The organism is Fibrobacter sp. UWR2, from assembly GCF_002210285.1.
Taxonomy (GTDB): domain Bacteria; phylum Fibrobacterota; class Fibrobacteria; order Fibrobacterales; family Fibrobacteraceae; genus Fibrobacter.
Map to the genome: position 1 here is coordinate 119917 of NZ_MWQE01000004.1, position 15477 is coordinate 135393.

Genomic DNA, 15477 nt, shown 5'->3' on the forward strand with positions numbered 1-15477 from the left:
GACAGAACAATGAATATCAAAACAATCTCTATTGTACTTTCAGTCCTCCTTGTCCTTGTCGCGGCAACGGTCCTTATGCAGAAGGGTAACTATGTTAGCCAGGCCACGGAACATTACGAGAAGACCACGGGCAGCACGTTCAAGGGTGCCACGAAGATTCTCGAATACGTGAACAATTCTGTCGATGTGAACAAACTCTTGTGGGCGATGGCTGTCGAGGCCAACCAGACGGTAAAGACTTCGCAGGACATGGCGAAGCTCGAGGCCAAGTACTTCCCGACCACGAAGGGTGCAAACAGCATCGCGAACAAGACCCGCCGTTTCGAGGCCACCAGCGCTTACTTCATCGTTTCGACTTTCGACAAGGTCGATACCGATAAGAAGACTGACCTCAAGACGCTTTCTGGCCTCAAGTCCATTGATGTGGGCGCTCTCATGGGTGAGGCCTCCGCTCCGGTCGAAGAACCTGAAGGCGAAGAAGAACTGGAAGAAGAGGAAGAATAATCCTCCTTTCGAGAGCCTATTTAAGGCCGGCGGCATCTGCTGCCGGCTATTTTGGTTTTAGCCGGTGGTGCGGCTTTTACCATTTTGCTATATTATAGCCGGAATTTTTAAAAAGGATAGATAATGTCTATTAAACTTGTTTCTCGTAGTTTACTTGCCGTGGCCATGGCTGCGGGTATTGCCTCCGCACAGCTTCTCAATAGCAAGAACATGGACGTAATCCGTGTCGAAAAGACGGGCTTTTCTGCCGGCCGTATCGACAGCTTGACCCAGGCGCTTGCCCTCCAGCAGTTCCAGGGCAAGAAGGTGAACGACGAAACCATGACCCAGGTCCGCTATGCGGTGATTGACAACCTCGTGGGCCAGGAACTCGTGAAACTCGAATGCAAGAAGCAGGGCATCAAGGTGCCTGCCGCACGTGTGGATAGCCTCGCTACGCTCTTCAAGAAGCAGTTCCCGAGCGAAGACGTGTTCCAGAAGCAGCTCAAGCAGAGCGGCCAGACGATGGCCCAGTTCCGCGAAAAGATTGAAGACCAGCTCAAGAGCGAAGAACTCCTGAAGAAGAAGGTCCCGTTCCCGCCGGACCCGACCGAAGAGAAGAAGAAGGCCTTCTGGGAATTGAACAAGGATAAGGCCGTCATTAACGACTCCATCAGCGGGGCCCGTATTTGGGTCTCGACGAAGGGCAAGAAGGCTCAGGAAATCAACGACACGAAGGATATGCTCAAGGGCCTTGCCGCCCAGGTGCGCACCAAGAAGGCTACGTTTGCCCAGCTCGCCGCTATTTACAGCGAAGACAAGGATGCCAAGAAGACGGGCGGCATGATGCCGAAGTTTACCGCCAAGAGCAAGGGTGATGCCTTTGTGAAGGCAGTGAACAAGATCAAGGTTGGCGAAATTACCGACGTCATCACCGACAAGGACGGCGTGTACATCTTTATGCTTGCCGAACGCAACGATGGCAAGTACGAAAGCTACAAGGTGCAGATTGAATACTACCTGCGACTCCAGGCCGAACAGGAACGCCAGATGAAGCTCAAGGCTTACCTCGACGAACTTGCCAAGGTCTACAAGGTCCAGTACCTCGACAAGAAGTACACTCCTCCGCAGGCTATCGGGGGCAAGTAATGGCCTTCCAGACTACTCACACCGGGCTTATCGAACTGCGCAGCCGTATCGACAAGCTCTGGGGGTATCTTTGACTTAGAGGCGAAGACCGAAGAACTTTACGTTCTTGAAAAGGATTCCGCCGACCCGAACCTGTGGAACGATCAAGAAAAAGCGCAGTCGATGATGAAAAAAATCGGCAACCTGCGCGGTATTCTTGATACGTGGAAAGAGGTTTCGCAGAACTGTGACGACCTCGCCGAACTCTACGAGATGAGCAAGGCCGAGGAATCCGCCGATTTGACCGCTACCATCGAATCTGATATTGCCGCCCTCAAGGCGCGTATCGAGGAAATGGAATTCAAGAAGATGCTCAATGGGCCTGACGATGCCTGCGCATGCCTCATGTCCATCCATCCGGGTGCAGGCGGTACCGAGTCGCAGGACTGGGCCCTGATGCTCTTCCGCATGTATACGCACTTCTTTGAACGCGAGAACATGGATTTCAAGGTGGTGGATTTCCAGGAAGCGGAAGACGCCGGCCTCAAGAGTGCTACCATCGAAGTGACCTGCGAGAATGCGTACGGCCTGCTCCGTTCGGAGATTGGCGTGCACCGTCTGGTGCGCATCAGCCCGTTCGACGCGAATGCCCGCCGCCACACGAGCTTTACCGCCGTGTACCTGTACCCTGAACACGACGATATCGAATTTGACCTCGACATGGCCGATGTGCGTGTGGACACCTACCGCAGTAGCGGTGCTGGCGGCCAGTACATCAACAAGACGGATTCCGCGGTGCGCATGACGCATTTGCCTACGGGTATCATGGCGAGCTGCCAGACGGAACGTAGCCAGATACAGAACCGCGAAACCTGTTACAAGATGCTCAAGACGATGGTCGCCGAGCACTACCGCCTGGAAGAAGAAGCCAAGCGCGATGCTCGCATGGCCGAGAAGAAGAAGGTTGAGTGGGGTAGCCAGATCCGCAGCTACGTGCTGCAGCCTTACCAGCTGGTGAAGGACCTGCGTACCGGCGTCGAAACTTCGGATACGGCGGGCGTGCTGGACGGAAAAATCAAGCCGTTCATCAACGCCTACTTGCTGAGCACCAGCGAAGAGCAGAAGTAAAGTGATTTGTCTGTCCGCGGAGGCGGACATCTGTGTAAAAGAAATGCCTCGGCGATGCCGAGGCTTTTTAAATGGTTGTCGCGAACTGTTGCGTTACTTGCGCCAGATGCCGATGAGGCTGCGGTTCTTGCGGAAGGCGAGCCAGAGCGTGGGCCAGATGAGGATGAGGTCGCGGATAAGGCTTGTCCAGGCTTCGGCCTTGTCCTGTGCGCCTTCGAGTTCGAAACACCCGCAGGTGATGCCGAGGTCGTTCCAGAGTGCCCATGCAAGCGCGATGATGAAGCTCACGAACATCCAGAAGATGGCGAATGCGGATTCCTTCACGAAAGGCGTGAAAATCATCGCAAGCCCGAACCAGAGTTCAAATTGCGGATAAACTAGCGCAAAGAAGTTGTTCACGAAATCTACGTGCAGTGCCGAGAAGAACTGGTACTGAGCCACAAGTGTTGCAAACTGGTGCGGATCCTGAATCTTGAATATGGAGGCGAAGATGAACATCCCGCCGATGCCGATGCGGCAGAGCATTTCAAGTGCGCGGACGGCGAAATCCTTCTGGAGCTTGTAGGCGGGGATAATGAGGAGCCCGCAGATGATGCAGGCCGCGACACCCACATGGATATTGTAACGGTATGCCTTGGGCCAGATGTCCAGAAGCCAGTCGTGGTCGGTAAATGTGAGGAAACTCTCGGGGAAACTGATTTCGGCAACGCCGAAGGCGACAAACAGGCTTGCGACAACGAGGAGGGCTGCCGAGAAGACGGTGCGCTTTGTATTCTTTGTAGAAACTTCGCTCATAGTGCCCCCTACAGGATGTCCGCCGGTTTTTCCATCACGTCTTGGGAGCCAATCCATTCTACGGATTTGCCTTCGCCGACGCGGATGTTGTTTACGATGGCGAGAATGATGCAAAAGAGGGCTATGCCGATAAGCACGAACCAGTTGAGCTTTTTCGCGTAGGACTTTGCGCCACTGAAGGCGAGTGCGAACGGAATGCTCACTGCCGAAACGCAGAGCAAGAAGACTGAGGCAAGGAATTCAAAAAATTTCATAATATTTGATAATATACAAAAAATTAGTTCCCGAAGGTCCATACGATGCCGTAGGCGAAGCGGAGGCCTTCGGGTGTGTATCCCGAAGCCGGCATGTAGATGCTGTGGTTGAAGTTCTCGATGCGGCTGTAAAGTTCGAAGGAAAGAATCTGCATGCGGGCCTCGAAATCAAGGGCGAGATACTTCTTCATGTATTCAAGCTCGGGCTGGCCTTCTGCGTTGATGGTGCAGTCGTAGCGGGGCCCGAACCACTGCCAGTCCACGCGGACGCTTACTCCAAGCCTATCCTGCACAAAGCGGTTTTGCCAGTGGATGCCGCCCTTGTAGTAGAGTTCCGGCGTGTCGATAATCTTTTCTTCGCGGCTAAGCACCTGCCCGCGTTCCAGGTAGAACTTCCAGTTCCCGAGCCTAAACCCGATTTTAAAGAGCCAGTCCCAGGTAGATGCTTCGTCCAGGTTTGTCCAGCGGAAGGCTTCGTTCACCGATTCCATGCCTTCGCCCAGCACCCAGCGCTGCTTTATCAGGTTTTCGGCGCTCTCGTGCCGGAGACTGAGCCCGTAGAAAACTTCTCGCGAATACCAGCCAATGTTCAGCGCCTGCCTGTTGCGCCTTTCGAAATCGAGGTCTTCGTTCGGGAAGGAGAGGCGCCCCGTTTCAATGAGCTTGAGTTCCTTTACGTCGGGGAACTTGTTGTCGTGGCGGAGCATCGCGTTGAGTTTTAGATGGAAGGGGAGATTGAACGTTGCATCGGCAGAATAGGCCGGTGCAAAATCCACGCGGTCCATGAGCGAACTGTTGCGCTGCATACCGGCCTGTATGCGGAAGAACGCAAACTTGAGCGTGTCCGAGATTTCACCGTAACCGATTTCGCGGTCCTGGTAGTAGGTCTTCGAGAGGTCGGTGCGTTCGTCGTCCGTGTTTACGAATTCGTACTGGAAATGGACTGCGGGGTTGAGGAGTGTCGCATAACGGACCGAGGCGTCTCCGAGTACCGTGTTGTAGGTATAGGCGTGAGAGGTGTCGTAGTAGAGGCTGTCTGTGCGCTGTATGCCGAGCGTATCTTTCCAGGTCTTGGTCCCGTACCCGATTTTTACAAGCGAGTCCTCTTCGATTTCGTGCGTGCCGTAATGGAAACTTGTAGCAACCGTGAGTTTCCTGATGGGGTAAAGTTCGATTCCGCCGCCGTAGGTGACGATTTTTTCGTCAATGGTGTAGGGCGGTTTCTGGAAGGTGCGCTTGGCGAGGTCCAGCGTGTCGAGTAATACCTTGTAGCTGGTGTTGTCGGCGTTTTCCAGCGAGAGGAAGTTCATCTTGAAAAAAGCCTTGCCGTACCCGAAACGCCACGTGAGGATGGGCTGGATGTGCATGGAGTTCACGGCGATGTTCCTGCCGGTGAACGGGATGCTCGAGGAGTCGCGCCCGAGAGCAAAGTACGGTGAACTTGTCACGTTCTGGTAGTCGTATTCCTTGGAATCCTTGTTCGAACGGCTCTGCACGCCGAAGTCGAGCATGACGGAGTCGGTGACGAGCCTCCGGAAATCCAAATGAAGCGCGTTGCCACCGAAGGCGCCGCGTTCCCAGGCGACGTCCGTGACGGGAGTATCGACGGGAATGCCGTGGCGTTCCTCGAAGAGGATTCCGTTTTCGCCGTTGAGCGAAAGCTGCGACGGGTCGAACCCGAGGCGCGTGGTGTAGATGCCCGAAAGCATGGCAGGGTAACGTCGGCTTGCGCTGGCGAGCCCCATTGTCGACGGGGTGAGTTCCGGATTCCCGAGGATAGATGTTCCGAGTGTCCATTCCGATTTCTGGCCCGAGACGTCGTAGAGCCTCTGCATGACTTCGGGGTGCACGAGCCCGAATCGTCCGGCATCGTTTTCGCGAACCTGCGGGTCGAGGCGGTCAGGGACGATCATGACGGAATCCTGCCGTGCCGGCTGCGTGTACTGCTGTGCGGGCATGACTTGCGCGAAGGCCGTTGATGCTAGGCCTGCGGCAACAATGAGGGCGGTAATGGCGTGGCTTATGCTCTTTACCATTCTAGAACCATTCGGCACGCGATTTCTCGCGGCATTCCTTGAGAGCCTGGACGACGGTGTAGGGCATCTTCATGCAGCCTGGCGGGTAGGCGCCGCTTTCGGTGTGAAAATCCGAACCGCCTGTGCCGACTAGCCCGTATTTTAAGGCCATTTCCTTGTACTTGCGGCCTACGGCTCCTTTTTGAGCGGGGCTGTAGACTTCCATGCCCTTGATTCCCCATTCCACCATGTTCTCGATGAATTCGTCGGAAAGGCCCGACTTGTAAGGGTGGGCGAGGACGGCGATTCCGCCCGCATTTTCGATGAGGCGGATGGTCTGCTGCGGGTTTAAGCCCTTCTTTTCGACGAAGGCGACACAGCCGTCGCCGAGGTACTTGGTAAATGCTTCGGCAAAGTTCCCGATGTATTCCTCGTCGACAAGCGACATGGCAATGTGCGGGCGCCCGATGACCTTGCCCTTGCAATAGGAGTGGACCTTTTCGTAGGATATGTCTATGCCGAGCGCATTGAGTTTCTTGATGATAGCCTTTACGCGAGCAATGCGCTGCTTCGCGAAGTCCTCAAGTTCCATGTTCAGGGCGAGGTTCGTCGGGTCGCAGAAGTAGCCGAGGATATGAATGTCCTTCCCCTGCCATACGGCCGAAATCTCGATGCCCGGGATGAGCTCGAGCCCGATTTCCTTGGCCTTGTCTTCGGCCAGCTTGTAGGAATCCAGGTTGTCGTGGTCCGTGATGGAAATGCAGCGCAGCCCCTTGCGTTTGCAAAGAGCAAGGAGTTCGTCTACGGAGAGCGTGCCGTCAGAAAGGCGGGTGTGCAGGTGCAAATCCGCGTATCCTCCGCTCTCGGTAATGATCGGCCCTCCGCGGTTCACTTGCTGACTCCGTAATACTGAGCCACGAGTTCCGCTTCGCTAAGGTGCTCGGGATGGAGGCTTAAGTTCAGGTACGGATAGAGATTTTCGGAATTGAACCCGATGCGCAGGCCCGCGCCGCTTTTTTTGGCAAGGTAGAGCCTGGGCAGGAAGGGCTGGCCGAGATAGATGCACACCGTGGGGGCGAACTCGATAACCTTCTGTTCGATTTCTTCAAAGACGCGTTCGCCATAACGGCATTCCGCATCGCTGAAATAGACGGCATGTGCACGTTTGGCAGAAATGAGTGCGTGGAGCGATTCGTGGGCGACGCAAAGAACGTTCGTGAACCAGGAACTGGGCATCTTGTGCAGGAACCCTGCGGAACTTTCCATGTCGCGCGGCAAGATGACGAGCGTTTTCGGATTGTTCCTGAGTGCTTCCGGAAAACTGAATGCCGCCGAATCTTCCCCCGCCATTTTCAAGAACCACTTGAACAGCGAGTCCTTACTTGAGAATCGTTTGAAGAAAAAACGGAACTGGTCTGCAAAATACGGCGACGGCTTCAAAATCACTCCAATGTTTGGAGTGAAATATATAAATTTGGGCATATGCCTAAGCAGAAATTTTATGCAATCAAGCGCCCCGAGGGGGGGCAAATCGTAGATTCCTGGGAAGTTTGCGAAACGTTGGTCCGTGGGGAGAAGGGCGTCAAGTATAAATCTTTTTCGAGCAGGGCCGAAGCCGAAGCCTGGTTGAGCGGAGAAGTTGCCGAGGAACCCAAGGGTGTCCGCGTGTATGTGGACGGTTCCTTTATGCCCGGTTGCGACAAGGCGGGCTGGGCATTTGTCGTCATCGAAGACGGCAAGGAAATCGCCCGCGGTTCGGGCTTTACCGCATTCGCTGCAGAGAGCAGGAACATTGACGGCGAATGCATGGCAAGTTACCAGGCAATGCGCTGGCTCGACCATAACGACAAGTATGCGACTATTTGCCATGACTACGAGGGCATTGCACGCTGGGCAAGGGGCGAATGGCAGGCCAAGAGCAATATTGCGCGGCAGTACGTGGCGGCGGTAAAGCCGCTCCTTTTCAGGGTGAAGTTCGAGAAGGTCGCCGCACATACCGGCGTCAAGTGGAACGAGATTGTAGATAAACTTGCAAAAGAGGCCGTAGAGAAGGCCAAGAAGGGTACAGAAGGGACAAACGCCTGATGGATCTTCAGGAATTCATACAGGATTGCCGGATTCCTTCGCTTTCGCACTTTGCGGATGCGGGGCGCGAAGCCATTCATGTGAATGGCGCTTCTGTGCCGCTAGCCTCCATGATGGTGGCTCAGCGATTTTTCGAGAAACCGGGCCCGGTTCTTGTTGTCGCGAAGGATTACAAGAGTGCCGAGGTCTGGATGGAGAACCTCCAGAGCCTCGTGGGCGAGGAGTTTGTTCGCTTTTTCCCGTCGATAGGGCTCAAGCCCTACGAGCAGAAAGTCCCCTTTGAGGGCGTGGTTGAAGAGCGTCTGAGGTTTTTCCGCGATGCAGGAAACTTGCAGAAGCCGATTGTGGCGGTGTGCCCGCTCGATGCCCTGCTTATGAAGTTGCCGAAGCCGGGCGGACTTGCGCAGAAACTGCGCGCGCTGAAGGTGGGTGACGTCGTGGAACCCTCGACACTGCGCCCGTGGTTCCTGGACCACGGATTTACGGAACAGCCGGTCGTGAGTTCGGTGGGCGAGTTCTCCATACGCGGGTGCATCGTGGACGTGAACTGTTTCCTGTATCCGCACCCGATACGTATCGAATTCTTTGGCGACGAGATTGAATCCATCCGCAGTTTCGATATCTTCACGCAGCGCTCCGTCGAGGCGATGGAACGCGTGACGCTTTACCCGATGGGGGAATGGACTCTCCCGGATACGGAACTCGCGAAATACAACGGCGAACTTGCAGGCATGTGGTGGAACCGTAGCCGTTACGAGAAACTGGATTCCTCCCTGCTCGATTACTTGCCGGATACAAGCCTCGTGTTCGAGGAACTCTCTTCGCTTGCCGAGACGGCTTCCCGCCTGAACCAGGCTTACGATAGTGCTTTTGAGGAATTGCGTGCCACGGCGGTGGACGTCATCCCGTCGGGCGATATCTGGTGGAAATTCGGCGAGATTTCAGCGACATTCCCGGGGCATGCCTCGATGGATATCACGCATGTGGAGGCCGATGCTTCCAACTGGTACAGCGTGCAGTCTCGCCCGCAGGATTTTGCCAGCGCGGGTACAGAAGAAGTCGCCAAGAAAATCGAGGACTTTTATGCCGGCGGTGGGCAGGTCTATGTGGTCGCGCCGACCCCGGGCGCATTGGCCCGCTTAAAACACGTCTTTACCGGACTGCCTGTTGAGGATTACTTTGTCGGAAACCTTACTGAAGGTTTTTGGCTCGATGACGACAAGGTCGCCTTCCTTACGGAAACGCGTATTTTTAACCGCCATGCGACAAAATCGCGCAAGCGCCAGATTGCAGGCTCGGTGACGACCGCCTTGATGGTGGAATCGCTCAACCGCGGCGACCTGGTGGCGCACGAGGACCACGGTGTGGGCCGTTACCTCGGGCTTGTGCGCGTGGAGGTGAACGGCGGCCTTGTGGACTGCGCCTTGCTGGAATACGACGGCGGTGACCGCCTCAAGTTCCCGGTATCGGACTTGCAGAAAATTGAGAGGCTCGAACCGCGCGAAGGCGAAGCGCCGAAACTCGACCGCCTTGGCAGCAAGACGTGGGAAAACCTCAAGAAGCGCGTCAAGCAGAAGGTGGTGCAGATTGCGCGCGACCTCGTGGAACTCTATGCGAAGCGTGAATTGGTAGACGGCTTTGCGTTCCCGCCCGATGGCAAGATGCAGAAGGAATTCGAGGATGCCTTCGAGTACGACCCGACACCCGACCAGGTGAAGGCTACCGCCGAAATCAAGCGGGACATGGAAAGCAGGAAGCCGATGGACCGCCTTGTCTGCGGCGATGTTGGCTTTGGCAAGACGGAAGTTGCCATGCGCGCCGCCTTCAAGTGCATTACCGCGAAAAAGCAGGTGGCGATACTCGTGCCGACGACAATCCTTGCGGCGCAGCATTACGAGAACTTCTGCGACCGCTTTGCTGCCTTCCCGGTGAATATCGCGCTTGTAAACCGCTACAAGACGGCGAAGGAAAAACGTGAGATTTTCAAGCGGGTTTCCGAAGGGAAGGTTGACATTGTCGTCGGTACGCATGCACTCCTGAGCGAGAAGAACCAGTTCAAGGACTTGGGCCTGCTCGTGATTGACGAAGAGCAGAAGTTTGGCGTGAAGCAGAAGGAAAAGTTGCGCGAGCTCCGCATGACGGTTGATACGCTCAGTATGAGCGCTACACCGATTCCGCGTTCGCTGCACCTGAGCATGACGGGCGTGCGCGATATTTCGCTTATCAATACGCCCCCGATGAACCGCCTGCCGGTAGAGACAAAACTCCTGAAGCGCGACGACGTGGTGTTGGCGGCTGCCATCCGCGACGAACTTGCGCGCGGCGGCCAGGTGTTCGTGGTGAACGACCGCGTGCAGAACATCAACATGCTGGCTGAAGATGTGGAATCGTGGGTGCCGGAAGCCCGCGTCGCGGTTGCCCACGGGCAGATGAATGACCGCGACCTGGAACGCGTGATGGAAAGTTTCCTCTCGAAGGAATTCGATATCCTGATAAGCACGAGCATTATTGAATCCGGCCTGGATGTTCCGAATGCGAATACGATTATCATCATGAACGCGCATCACTTTGGCATAAGCCAGCTTTACCAGATGCGCGGGCGCGTGGGCCGCAGCAGCGTGCTGGCGAAGGCCTTCCTCGTGATACCGGCGAATAGCGGCATATCGCAGGAATCCATGCGCAGGCTCAAGGCTCTCGAGCAGTTCAGCGACCTCGGCAGCGGTTACCAGTTGGCGATGCGCGACCTCGAGATTCGCGGGGCAGGCAACCTGCTCGGCGAAGAACAGCACGGCTTTATCGCCGAGGTCGGCTTCGAGACGTATGTGCGTCTCGTGCGCGAGGCGGTGGACGCCTTGCGCGGCGGCTCGAGGGAAAAGCCGATTCAGCCTCGAGTGGAAATCGGCGTGGATGCCTACCTGCCCGAAGACTACATCCAGGATGGCCTCACGCGCATCGGGATGTACCAGCGTATTGCCCGCATTTCCAGTTCCGAGGAAGTCGAGAATATTCGTCAGGAACTGGCAGACCGCTTCGGTGAGCTGCCGGTGGCTGCAAACATGCTCCTGCTGGTCACGGAAATCGCGCTTCACGCAGGGCGCCTCCGCATGCAGGGGATCCAGCAGCGCAAGGGAATCCTTGTGGCGACGTTTGTGGAATTCCCGCCCATCGAGACGCGCGTGCTCGGCGAAATTGCGGGCAAGAGCTCTTGCCCCATGCGTTATGTGGGCACGTCGCCTCTGCAGGCTGTTTTTGAACTGGGTGCAGCCCCCGCCGAGAAGATGGCCGAAAAGATTGCGGAACTCTTCCGCGGTTTCGAGGACATCACGCTTACGCCGCCGAAGGCCGAACCTTCGAACCCGCTCTTTCAGGACACGAATATCCTGAGCTAGGGCAGCATTTCGTCATTCTCGCGTAGGCGAGAATCTTGAAAAAGCAGCATCTCGTCATTCTCGCGTAGGCGAGAATCTTGTGAAAACGTCTCTGAGCGCACTTTCGAGCGCCTTTGCGACATCCTTGGGCGAGTCGGAGTCCTTTAACCCATGTGAAGCGACAAACGTTTCGTCTGCATCGGTCTCGAACCGCAAGCTTTCTGCCGGGATAAGCGCAAGGGCTTCCCGCGTCGCCTTCTTGCGGAATGAATCTGCGTGAATGGAGAATATTGCGCCCAGCGCCCGGCCCGCCTTCACGATGCCCGCGTCCCCGCCGAACCTGTGGAATACGGGGCGTGACCGTTTAATGCCTGCGGCGCATTTTTCTCCTGCAACGCATGAAAACCCGACTTCCCGCAAAATCTTGACCACGCGCCCATAGTCGCCCACGCAGTGGATTTGCAAATCGCGCCCGAGTTCGAGAGCCATTTTCGCCTGCATGCGGAAGACTTCTTCTTGGATGCCGCCTGGTTCGTAGCCTGCGTATCGCTTGTCGAGGCCCGCCTCGCCGACCTGGGCGTCTGGGAACTCTTTTAGCAGGCGGCGCATTTCCGGCCAGCATTCATCAGAAGAACTGTCCCGGAGTTTGCATGCAACATCTGCTGCGACCATCGGGTGCACCCCGAACGAGAATCCGCAACCATTTTGCCACCCTTCGGCAGAGGCCTTTTCCCATAGTTCCTTCACGGCTTTCCATTCCCACGGTTCGCACGCCACGGCCATGTACTTGTAGCCCCGTTCGTGGAGCTCCCTGGCCATTTCTAGGGAGCGGGGGAGCCTTGTAATGTGGATATGGTTGTCGAAATATTCCATTTTACCCGTAAAATATCTTTTTTTTACAAATTTTGCTTGTTTTTTCGGAATAAAAAGCCTAGTTTAAGGGGGCGCAGGTTTTTCGCCCTGCAAACGTTTAAAATAAAGGAGTCTATATGCGCGACTTGCTGGAAAAAGCCCTGAAGAAAGGCCTTTGTGTCACTTTTTCTAACGAGAATGGCTATGCGGTCATTCGTATTTCCAAGAATGGCGACGTGGTTGCTTCGTGCAGCCTTGGTTCTGCCAACTTCCGTGATTCCGTGGAAGACTCCCTACAGTCACTTCTCCTTGACCTCGAACGCAAGGGTGTCTAGCGGTATCTTGCAAGTTTAAACTCGCAAAAAAAGCCCCTTCAGGGGCTTTTTTCGTTGTCTCTCGGCCATTTAATTTGCGGTATTGGTTTCGGGCCGGTCTTGCTTTTGAAGGGCTTCCGGTGTGTCGGGAGACTCCTTTTTAACGGAAATTTTATTAGGCGTCGTCAGCAGTTTTGCCGCAAATTGCTTTACGTAGTTGATGGCGATGCGCGGTTCTTTTACGTAGCGCCCGCGGAGGTGGCTCTGTGTAAAGTAACCCACTTCTCGGCTGTCCAGGCAGAAAGCACCCTTCTCGCAGGCAAGGAAATAGCAGTCTTCGGGGACGATAAATTCGGTTATCTGCGAGGAGTCCTCCACGTTGAAGAACTCCCTTCGGATCTGTATGGGGGAGTCTCCCGGCTCGGAGTGGAACACCTGTTCCTCGAGCAAGAAACGGTCTTGCCAGGGAAGGAGATCGATTTCCTGGAGGCTAACCTGCCTGTTGCCGAGCTTTGTCGCACCGAGGGCTTCGACCCCGATTTCGCGTTCGCCCTGCCAGAGGGTCGTCTTTACGTAGAACTTCTTGCCTGCTTCGTGCATCAGGTTTACGAAGAAGTCCTGTTCGATGTCGTTCATGCGGGCAAGCTGGAGCGTGTCGCCCTTGCGGGGAATGTGGAGCTGGCGGCTCTGTATAAAGGCGCTCTCGTCTTTCCAGCGGAATTTGCCGTGCGGAGTCTTTACGCGTCCCCTGTCTGAAAAATCGAGTCGGTCTCCGGGCAGGCCGATTACCTTGCGTACGACACTTTCTCCGTTGCGCAGTGTTGCCCAGACAGTCTCGTTGTAGTGAATATTCTCGAGACATTGCGGAAGTTTGCACATCCACAGGTAATCACGGTCCTTGTGTCGCGGGTACATGGACGAATCATGAATCTGTACAGGCTCGAGCGCATAAAAGCGGACTGCGCATGCAAGGGCGAAACAGGCAAGGATGCCAAGAAAGAGTACGATAATACACGCCTTGGAATTTTTCCACTGCAGGGTCCGTACTTTTCTCTTCAGGTTCGCCATAAGAATGTTGCCTGCTTTGGAGACTAGTCCCCGCTGCTGGTGGAATCGTCGCTGAGCGAAAGCACGGCGAGGAACGCCTTCTGCGGCACTTCCACCGAGCCGATGCTCTTCATGCGCTTCTTGCCTTCCTTCTGCTTTTCGAGGAGCTTGCGCTTGCGGGTGATGTCGCCGCCGTAGCACTTGGCGAGCACGTCCTTGCGCACCGCCTTCACGGTAGAACGGCTGATAATCTTGCCGCCGATGGCACCCTGGATGGCCACGTCGAACTGCTGGCGCGGAATGAGGTCCTTGAGCTTCACGCAGATGGCGTTCGCGTAGGTGTGCGCCTTGTCGCGGTGGATAATCACGGAGAATGCGTCCACCGGGTCGCCGTTCAACAGGATGTCGAGCTTCACGAGGTTGTTCCTGCGGTATTCGCTCGGGGCGTAGTCGAGGCCCGCGTAACCGCGGCTCACGGACTTGAGGCGGTCGTAGAAGTCGAACATGATTTCGGCGAGCGGCAGGTCGTACTTGAGGATGACTTTCGCCTCGTCGATGTATTCCATCGTCTCGAACTCGCCACGCTTCTCGTCACAGAGTGTCATGAGGGCGCCCACGAATTCCTTGGGCGTAAAGATCTGCGCCTTCACGTAGGGCTCCTCGATGTGGTCGTAGCGGCTCGCGTCGGGGAGCTTGGAGGGGCTTTCGATTTTCACCATGGTGCCGTCGCTCATGTACACGTGGTATTCCACGTTCGGCACCGTCGTGATGATGTCGACGTTGAATTCGCGGTCGAGGCGTTCCTGCACGATTTCCATGTGCAACAGCCCGAGGAATCCGGTACGGAAGCCGAATCCGAGCGCTTCGGAGGTTTCCGGTTCCCAGCTGATGGCGGAATCGTTCAGGCGGAGTTTCTCGAGGGCTTCGCGCAGGTCCTTGTAGTCTTCCGGGTTGATGGGGTAGATGCCGGAATAGATCATCGGCAATATGTCCTTGTAGCCCGGGAGCGGCTCGGTGGCGGGGTTTGAAGCGTCGGTGAGCGTGTCGCCGATTTTCACGTCGCTAATCGTCTTCACGTTCGCGAGCACGTAGCCCACCATGCCTTCAGATAGTTCTTCGCGCGGGTCGCGACGCATGCTGAACGTGCCGACCTCGGTCACCATGTACTCGCCGCCGGTCTTCATCATGCGGATTTTCATGCCGGCCTTGAGCGTACCTTCTACAATGCGGATATAGTTGATGACGCCGCGGTAACTATCGTACACCGAGTCGAAAATGAGTGCTTTCAGGGGCTTTCCGCTATCACCCGTGGGGGCGGGGATTTCGTCGACAATCTTGTCGAGCACCTGTTCCACATTCAGGCCCGTCTTGGCCGAAATGCGAGGAATCTTTTCGGGGTCGTAGCCCAGCAGGTCGCCCACGAGTTCGGCGATATGGTCGGGCTGTGCGCCCGGCAAATCCACCTTGTTCAAAACCGGGATAATCGTGAGGTCGTTTTCGATGGCGAGGTAGAGGTTCGACAGCGTCTGCGCCTCGATGCCCTGGCTTGCGTCCACTACGAGGATGGCTCCTTCACAGGCGGCCAGGGAGCGGCTCACTTCGTACGTGAAGTCCACGTGCCCCGGCGTGTCGATCATGTTCAGGATGTATTCCTTGCCGTCTTTCTCGTAGACCATGCGGATGGCATGCGCCTTGATGGTGATGCCCCTCTCGCGTTCCAAGTCCATGTCGTCAAGCAACTGGTTCGTCATCTCGTTTTTCGCGACGGTCCTGGTCAGTTCGATCATGCGGTCGGCGAGGGTAGACTTGCCGTGGTCAATGTGGGCGATAATGCTGAAATTTCGAATATTGTCGTTTTGCGGCATAGAATCGTTGTTCGTTTGTTTTTTTACGAGTGCAAATATAGAAATCCTGCGCCATTTTTTTAATCGTGAGGGGACAAAGCCCGAAAAAATAACTATATTCTCTTGACATCCTAGGAAACTTTCACGATAACTATACTGGAAGT

14 protein-coding genes are annotated in these 15477 nt (G+C 55.6%); 6 read left to right on the top strand and 8 right to left on the bottom strand.

Annotated elements, in window-relative coordinates; all coding sequences use genetic code 11:
- Positions 1-9 precede the first annotated feature (9 nt).
- The 3 genes from B7994_RS07880 (at position 10) to prfB (ending at position 2739) form a co-directional block, all read left to right on the top strand.
- Complete coding sequence (locus B7994_RS07880) at positions 10-504, top strand: hypothetical protein (protein ID WP_088637925.1); 495 nt, start codon at positions 10-12, stop codon at positions 502-504.
- A gap of 123 nt (positions 505-627) precedes the next feature.
- Entirely contained in the window at positions 628-1632 is a 1005-nt protein-coding gene (locus B7994_RS07885) for a peptidylprolyl isomerase (RefSeq protein ID WP_088637926.1), read from the top strand.
- Positions 1632-2739, top strand: a protein-coding gene (prfB, locus tag B7994_RS07890) for a peptide chain release factor 2 (RefSeq protein WP_144063802.1) whose coding sequence is annotated in 2 segments (ribosomal slippage) — positions 1632-1703 and positions 1705-2739 — 1107 coding nt in all. Because the reading frame shifts where the segments join, the coding sequence is not laid out codon by codon here. The genes B7994_RS07885 and prfB overlap by 1 nt, the downstream gene beginning before the upstream one ends.
- A gap of 93 nt (positions 2740-2832) precedes the next feature.
- Here the strand turns inward: prfB and B7994_RS07895 are convergent.
- Genes B7994_RS07895 through B7994_RS07915 form a run of 5 tightly spaced genes read right to left on the bottom strand, consistent with a single transcriptional unit; the run spans position 2833 to position 7243 of the window.
- The gene (locus B7994_RS07895) at positions 2833-3534 is read right to left on the bottom strand and encodes a MauE/DoxX family redox-associated membrane protein (RefSeq protein WP_088637928.1); all 702 of its coding nucleotides are present in this window, start codon (positions 3532-3534) and stop codon (positions 2833-2835) included.
- Between the two features lie 8 nt (positions 3535-3542).
- Positions 3543-3788: a hypothetical protein gene (locus B7994_RS07900; protein WP_088637929.1), complete on the bottom strand. Its 246-nt coding sequence runs from the start codon at positions 3786-3788 to the stop codon at positions 3543-3545.
- A gap of 23 nt (positions 3789-3811) precedes the next feature.
- On the bottom strand, positions 3812-5824 hold the full coding sequence (locus B7994_RS07905; RefSeq protein ID WP_088637930.1) for a hypothetical protein: 2013 nt from the start codon (positions 5822-5824) through the stop codon (positions 3812-3814).
- Position 5825: 1 nt separating this feature from the next.
- Positions 5826-6695, bottom strand: coding sequence for a PHP domain-containing protein (locus B7994_RS07910; RefSeq protein ID WP_088637931.1), 870 nt, complete (start codon positions 6693-6695; stop codon positions 5826-5828).
- Positions 6692-7243 carry a hypothetical protein gene (locus tag B7994_RS07915; RefSeq protein WP_144063803.1) on the bottom strand — a complete coding sequence of 184 codons (552 nt, stop codon included), beginning with the start codon at positions 7241-7243 and terminating at the stop codon, positions 6692-6694. Before B7994_RS07915 ends, B7994_RS07910 begins: the two co-directional genes overlap by 4 nt.
- 42 nt (positions 7244-7285) lie before the next feature.
- Here B7994_RS07915 and B7994_RS07920 point away from each other — a divergent pair, with 42 nt between their 5' ends.
- A complete protein-coding gene (locus tag B7994_RS07920) occupies positions 7286-7888 on the top strand; it encodes a viroplasmin family protein (protein WP_088637933.1) in 603 nt (200 codons plus the stop codon).
- On the top strand, positions 7888-11277 hold the full coding sequence (gene mfd, locus B7994_RS07925; protein WP_233143120.1) for a transcription-repair coupling factor: 3390 nt from the start codon (positions 7888-7890) through the stop codon (positions 11275-11277). The genes B7994_RS07920 and mfd overlap by 1 nt, the downstream gene beginning before the upstream one ends.
- 54 nt (positions 11278-11331) lie before the next feature.
- On the opposite strand, the gene B7994_RS07930 is transcribed toward mfd, so the two are convergent.
- Positions 11332-12129 carry a TatD family hydrolase gene (locus B7994_RS07930; RefSeq protein WP_088637935.1) on the bottom strand — a complete coding sequence of 266 codons (798 nt, stop codon included), beginning with the start codon at positions 12127-12129 and terminating at the stop codon, positions 11332-11334.
- A 116-nt stretch (positions 12130-12245) separates the two neighbouring features.
- On the opposite strand from B7994_RS07930, the gene B7994_RS07935 reads away from it, so the two are divergent.
- The gene (locus tag B7994_RS07935; RefSeq protein WP_088637936.1) at positions 12246-12443 is read left to right on the top strand and encodes a hypothetical protein; all 198 of its coding nucleotides are present in this window, start codon (positions 12246-12248) and stop codon (positions 12441-12443) included.
- A 69-nt stretch (positions 12444-12512) separates the two neighbouring features.
- Here the strand turns inward: B7994_RS07935 and B7994_RS07940 are convergent, their stop codons facing one another.
- Both B7994_RS07940 and lepA read right to left on the bottom strand, forming a co-directional pair.
- Positions 12513-13490 (bottom strand): S26 family signal peptidase, encoded by a 978-nt coding sequence (locus B7994_RS07940; protein ID WP_088637937.1) that lies wholly within the window; start codon positions 13488-13490, stop codon positions 12513-12515.
- Between the two features lie 23 nt (positions 13491-13513).
- Positions 13514-15334 (bottom strand): translation elongation factor 4, encoded by a 1821-nt coding sequence (gene lepA / locus B7994_RS07945; protein WP_088637938.1) that lies wholly within the window; start codon positions 15332-15334, stop codon positions 13514-13516.
- Positions 15335-15477: the final 143 nt, after the last annotated feature.

What these genes read in the sequence shown, in the direction of transcription:
- B7994_RS07895 (WP_088637928.1), bottom strand. Translation starts at nt 3,534, where the DNA reads ATGAGCGAAGTTTCTACAAAGAATACAAAGCGCACCGTCTTCTCGGCA.
- lepA (WP_088637938.1), bottom strand. Translation starts at nt 15,334, where the DNA reads ATGCCGCAAAACGACAATATTCGAAATTTCAGCATTATCGCCCACATT.
- mfd (WP_233143120.1), top strand. Translation starts at nt 7,888, where the DNA reads ATGGATCTTCAGGAATTCATACAGGATTGCCGGATTCCTTCGCTTTCG.
- B7994_RS07885 (WP_088637926.1), top strand. Translation starts at nt 628, where the DNA reads ATGTCTATTAAACTTGTTTCTCGTAGTTTACTTGCCGTGGCCATGGCT.
- B7994_RS07905 (WP_088637930.1), bottom strand. Translation starts at nt 5,824, where the DNA reads ATGGTAAAGAGCATAAGCCACGCCATTACCGCCCTCATTGTTGCCGCA.
- B7994_RS07920 (WP_088637933.1), top strand. Translation starts at nt 7,286, where the DNA reads ATGCCTAAGCAGAAATTTTATGCAATCAAGCGCCCCGAGGGGGGGCAA.
- B7994_RS07900 (WP_088637929.1), bottom strand. Translation starts at nt 3,788, where the DNA reads ATGAAATTTTTTGAATTCCTTGCCTCAGTCTTCTTGCTCTGCGTTTCG.
- B7994_RS07940 (WP_088637937.1), bottom strand. Translation starts at nt 13,490, where the DNA reads ATGGCGAACCTGAAGAGAAAAGTACGGACCCTGCAGTGGAAAAATTCC.
- B7994_RS07935 (WP_088637936.1), top strand. Translation starts at nt 12,246, where the DNA reads ATGCGCGACTTGCTGGAAAAAGCCCTGAAGAAAGGCCTTTGTGTCACT.
- B7994_RS07930 (WP_088637935.1), bottom strand. Translation starts at nt 12,129, where the DNA reads ATGGAATATTTCGACAACCATATCCACATTACAAGGCTCCCCCGCTCC.
- B7994_RS07880 (WP_088637925.1), top strand. Translation starts at nt 10, where the DNA reads ATGAATATCAAAACAATCTCTATTGTACTTTCAGTCCTCCTTGTCCTT.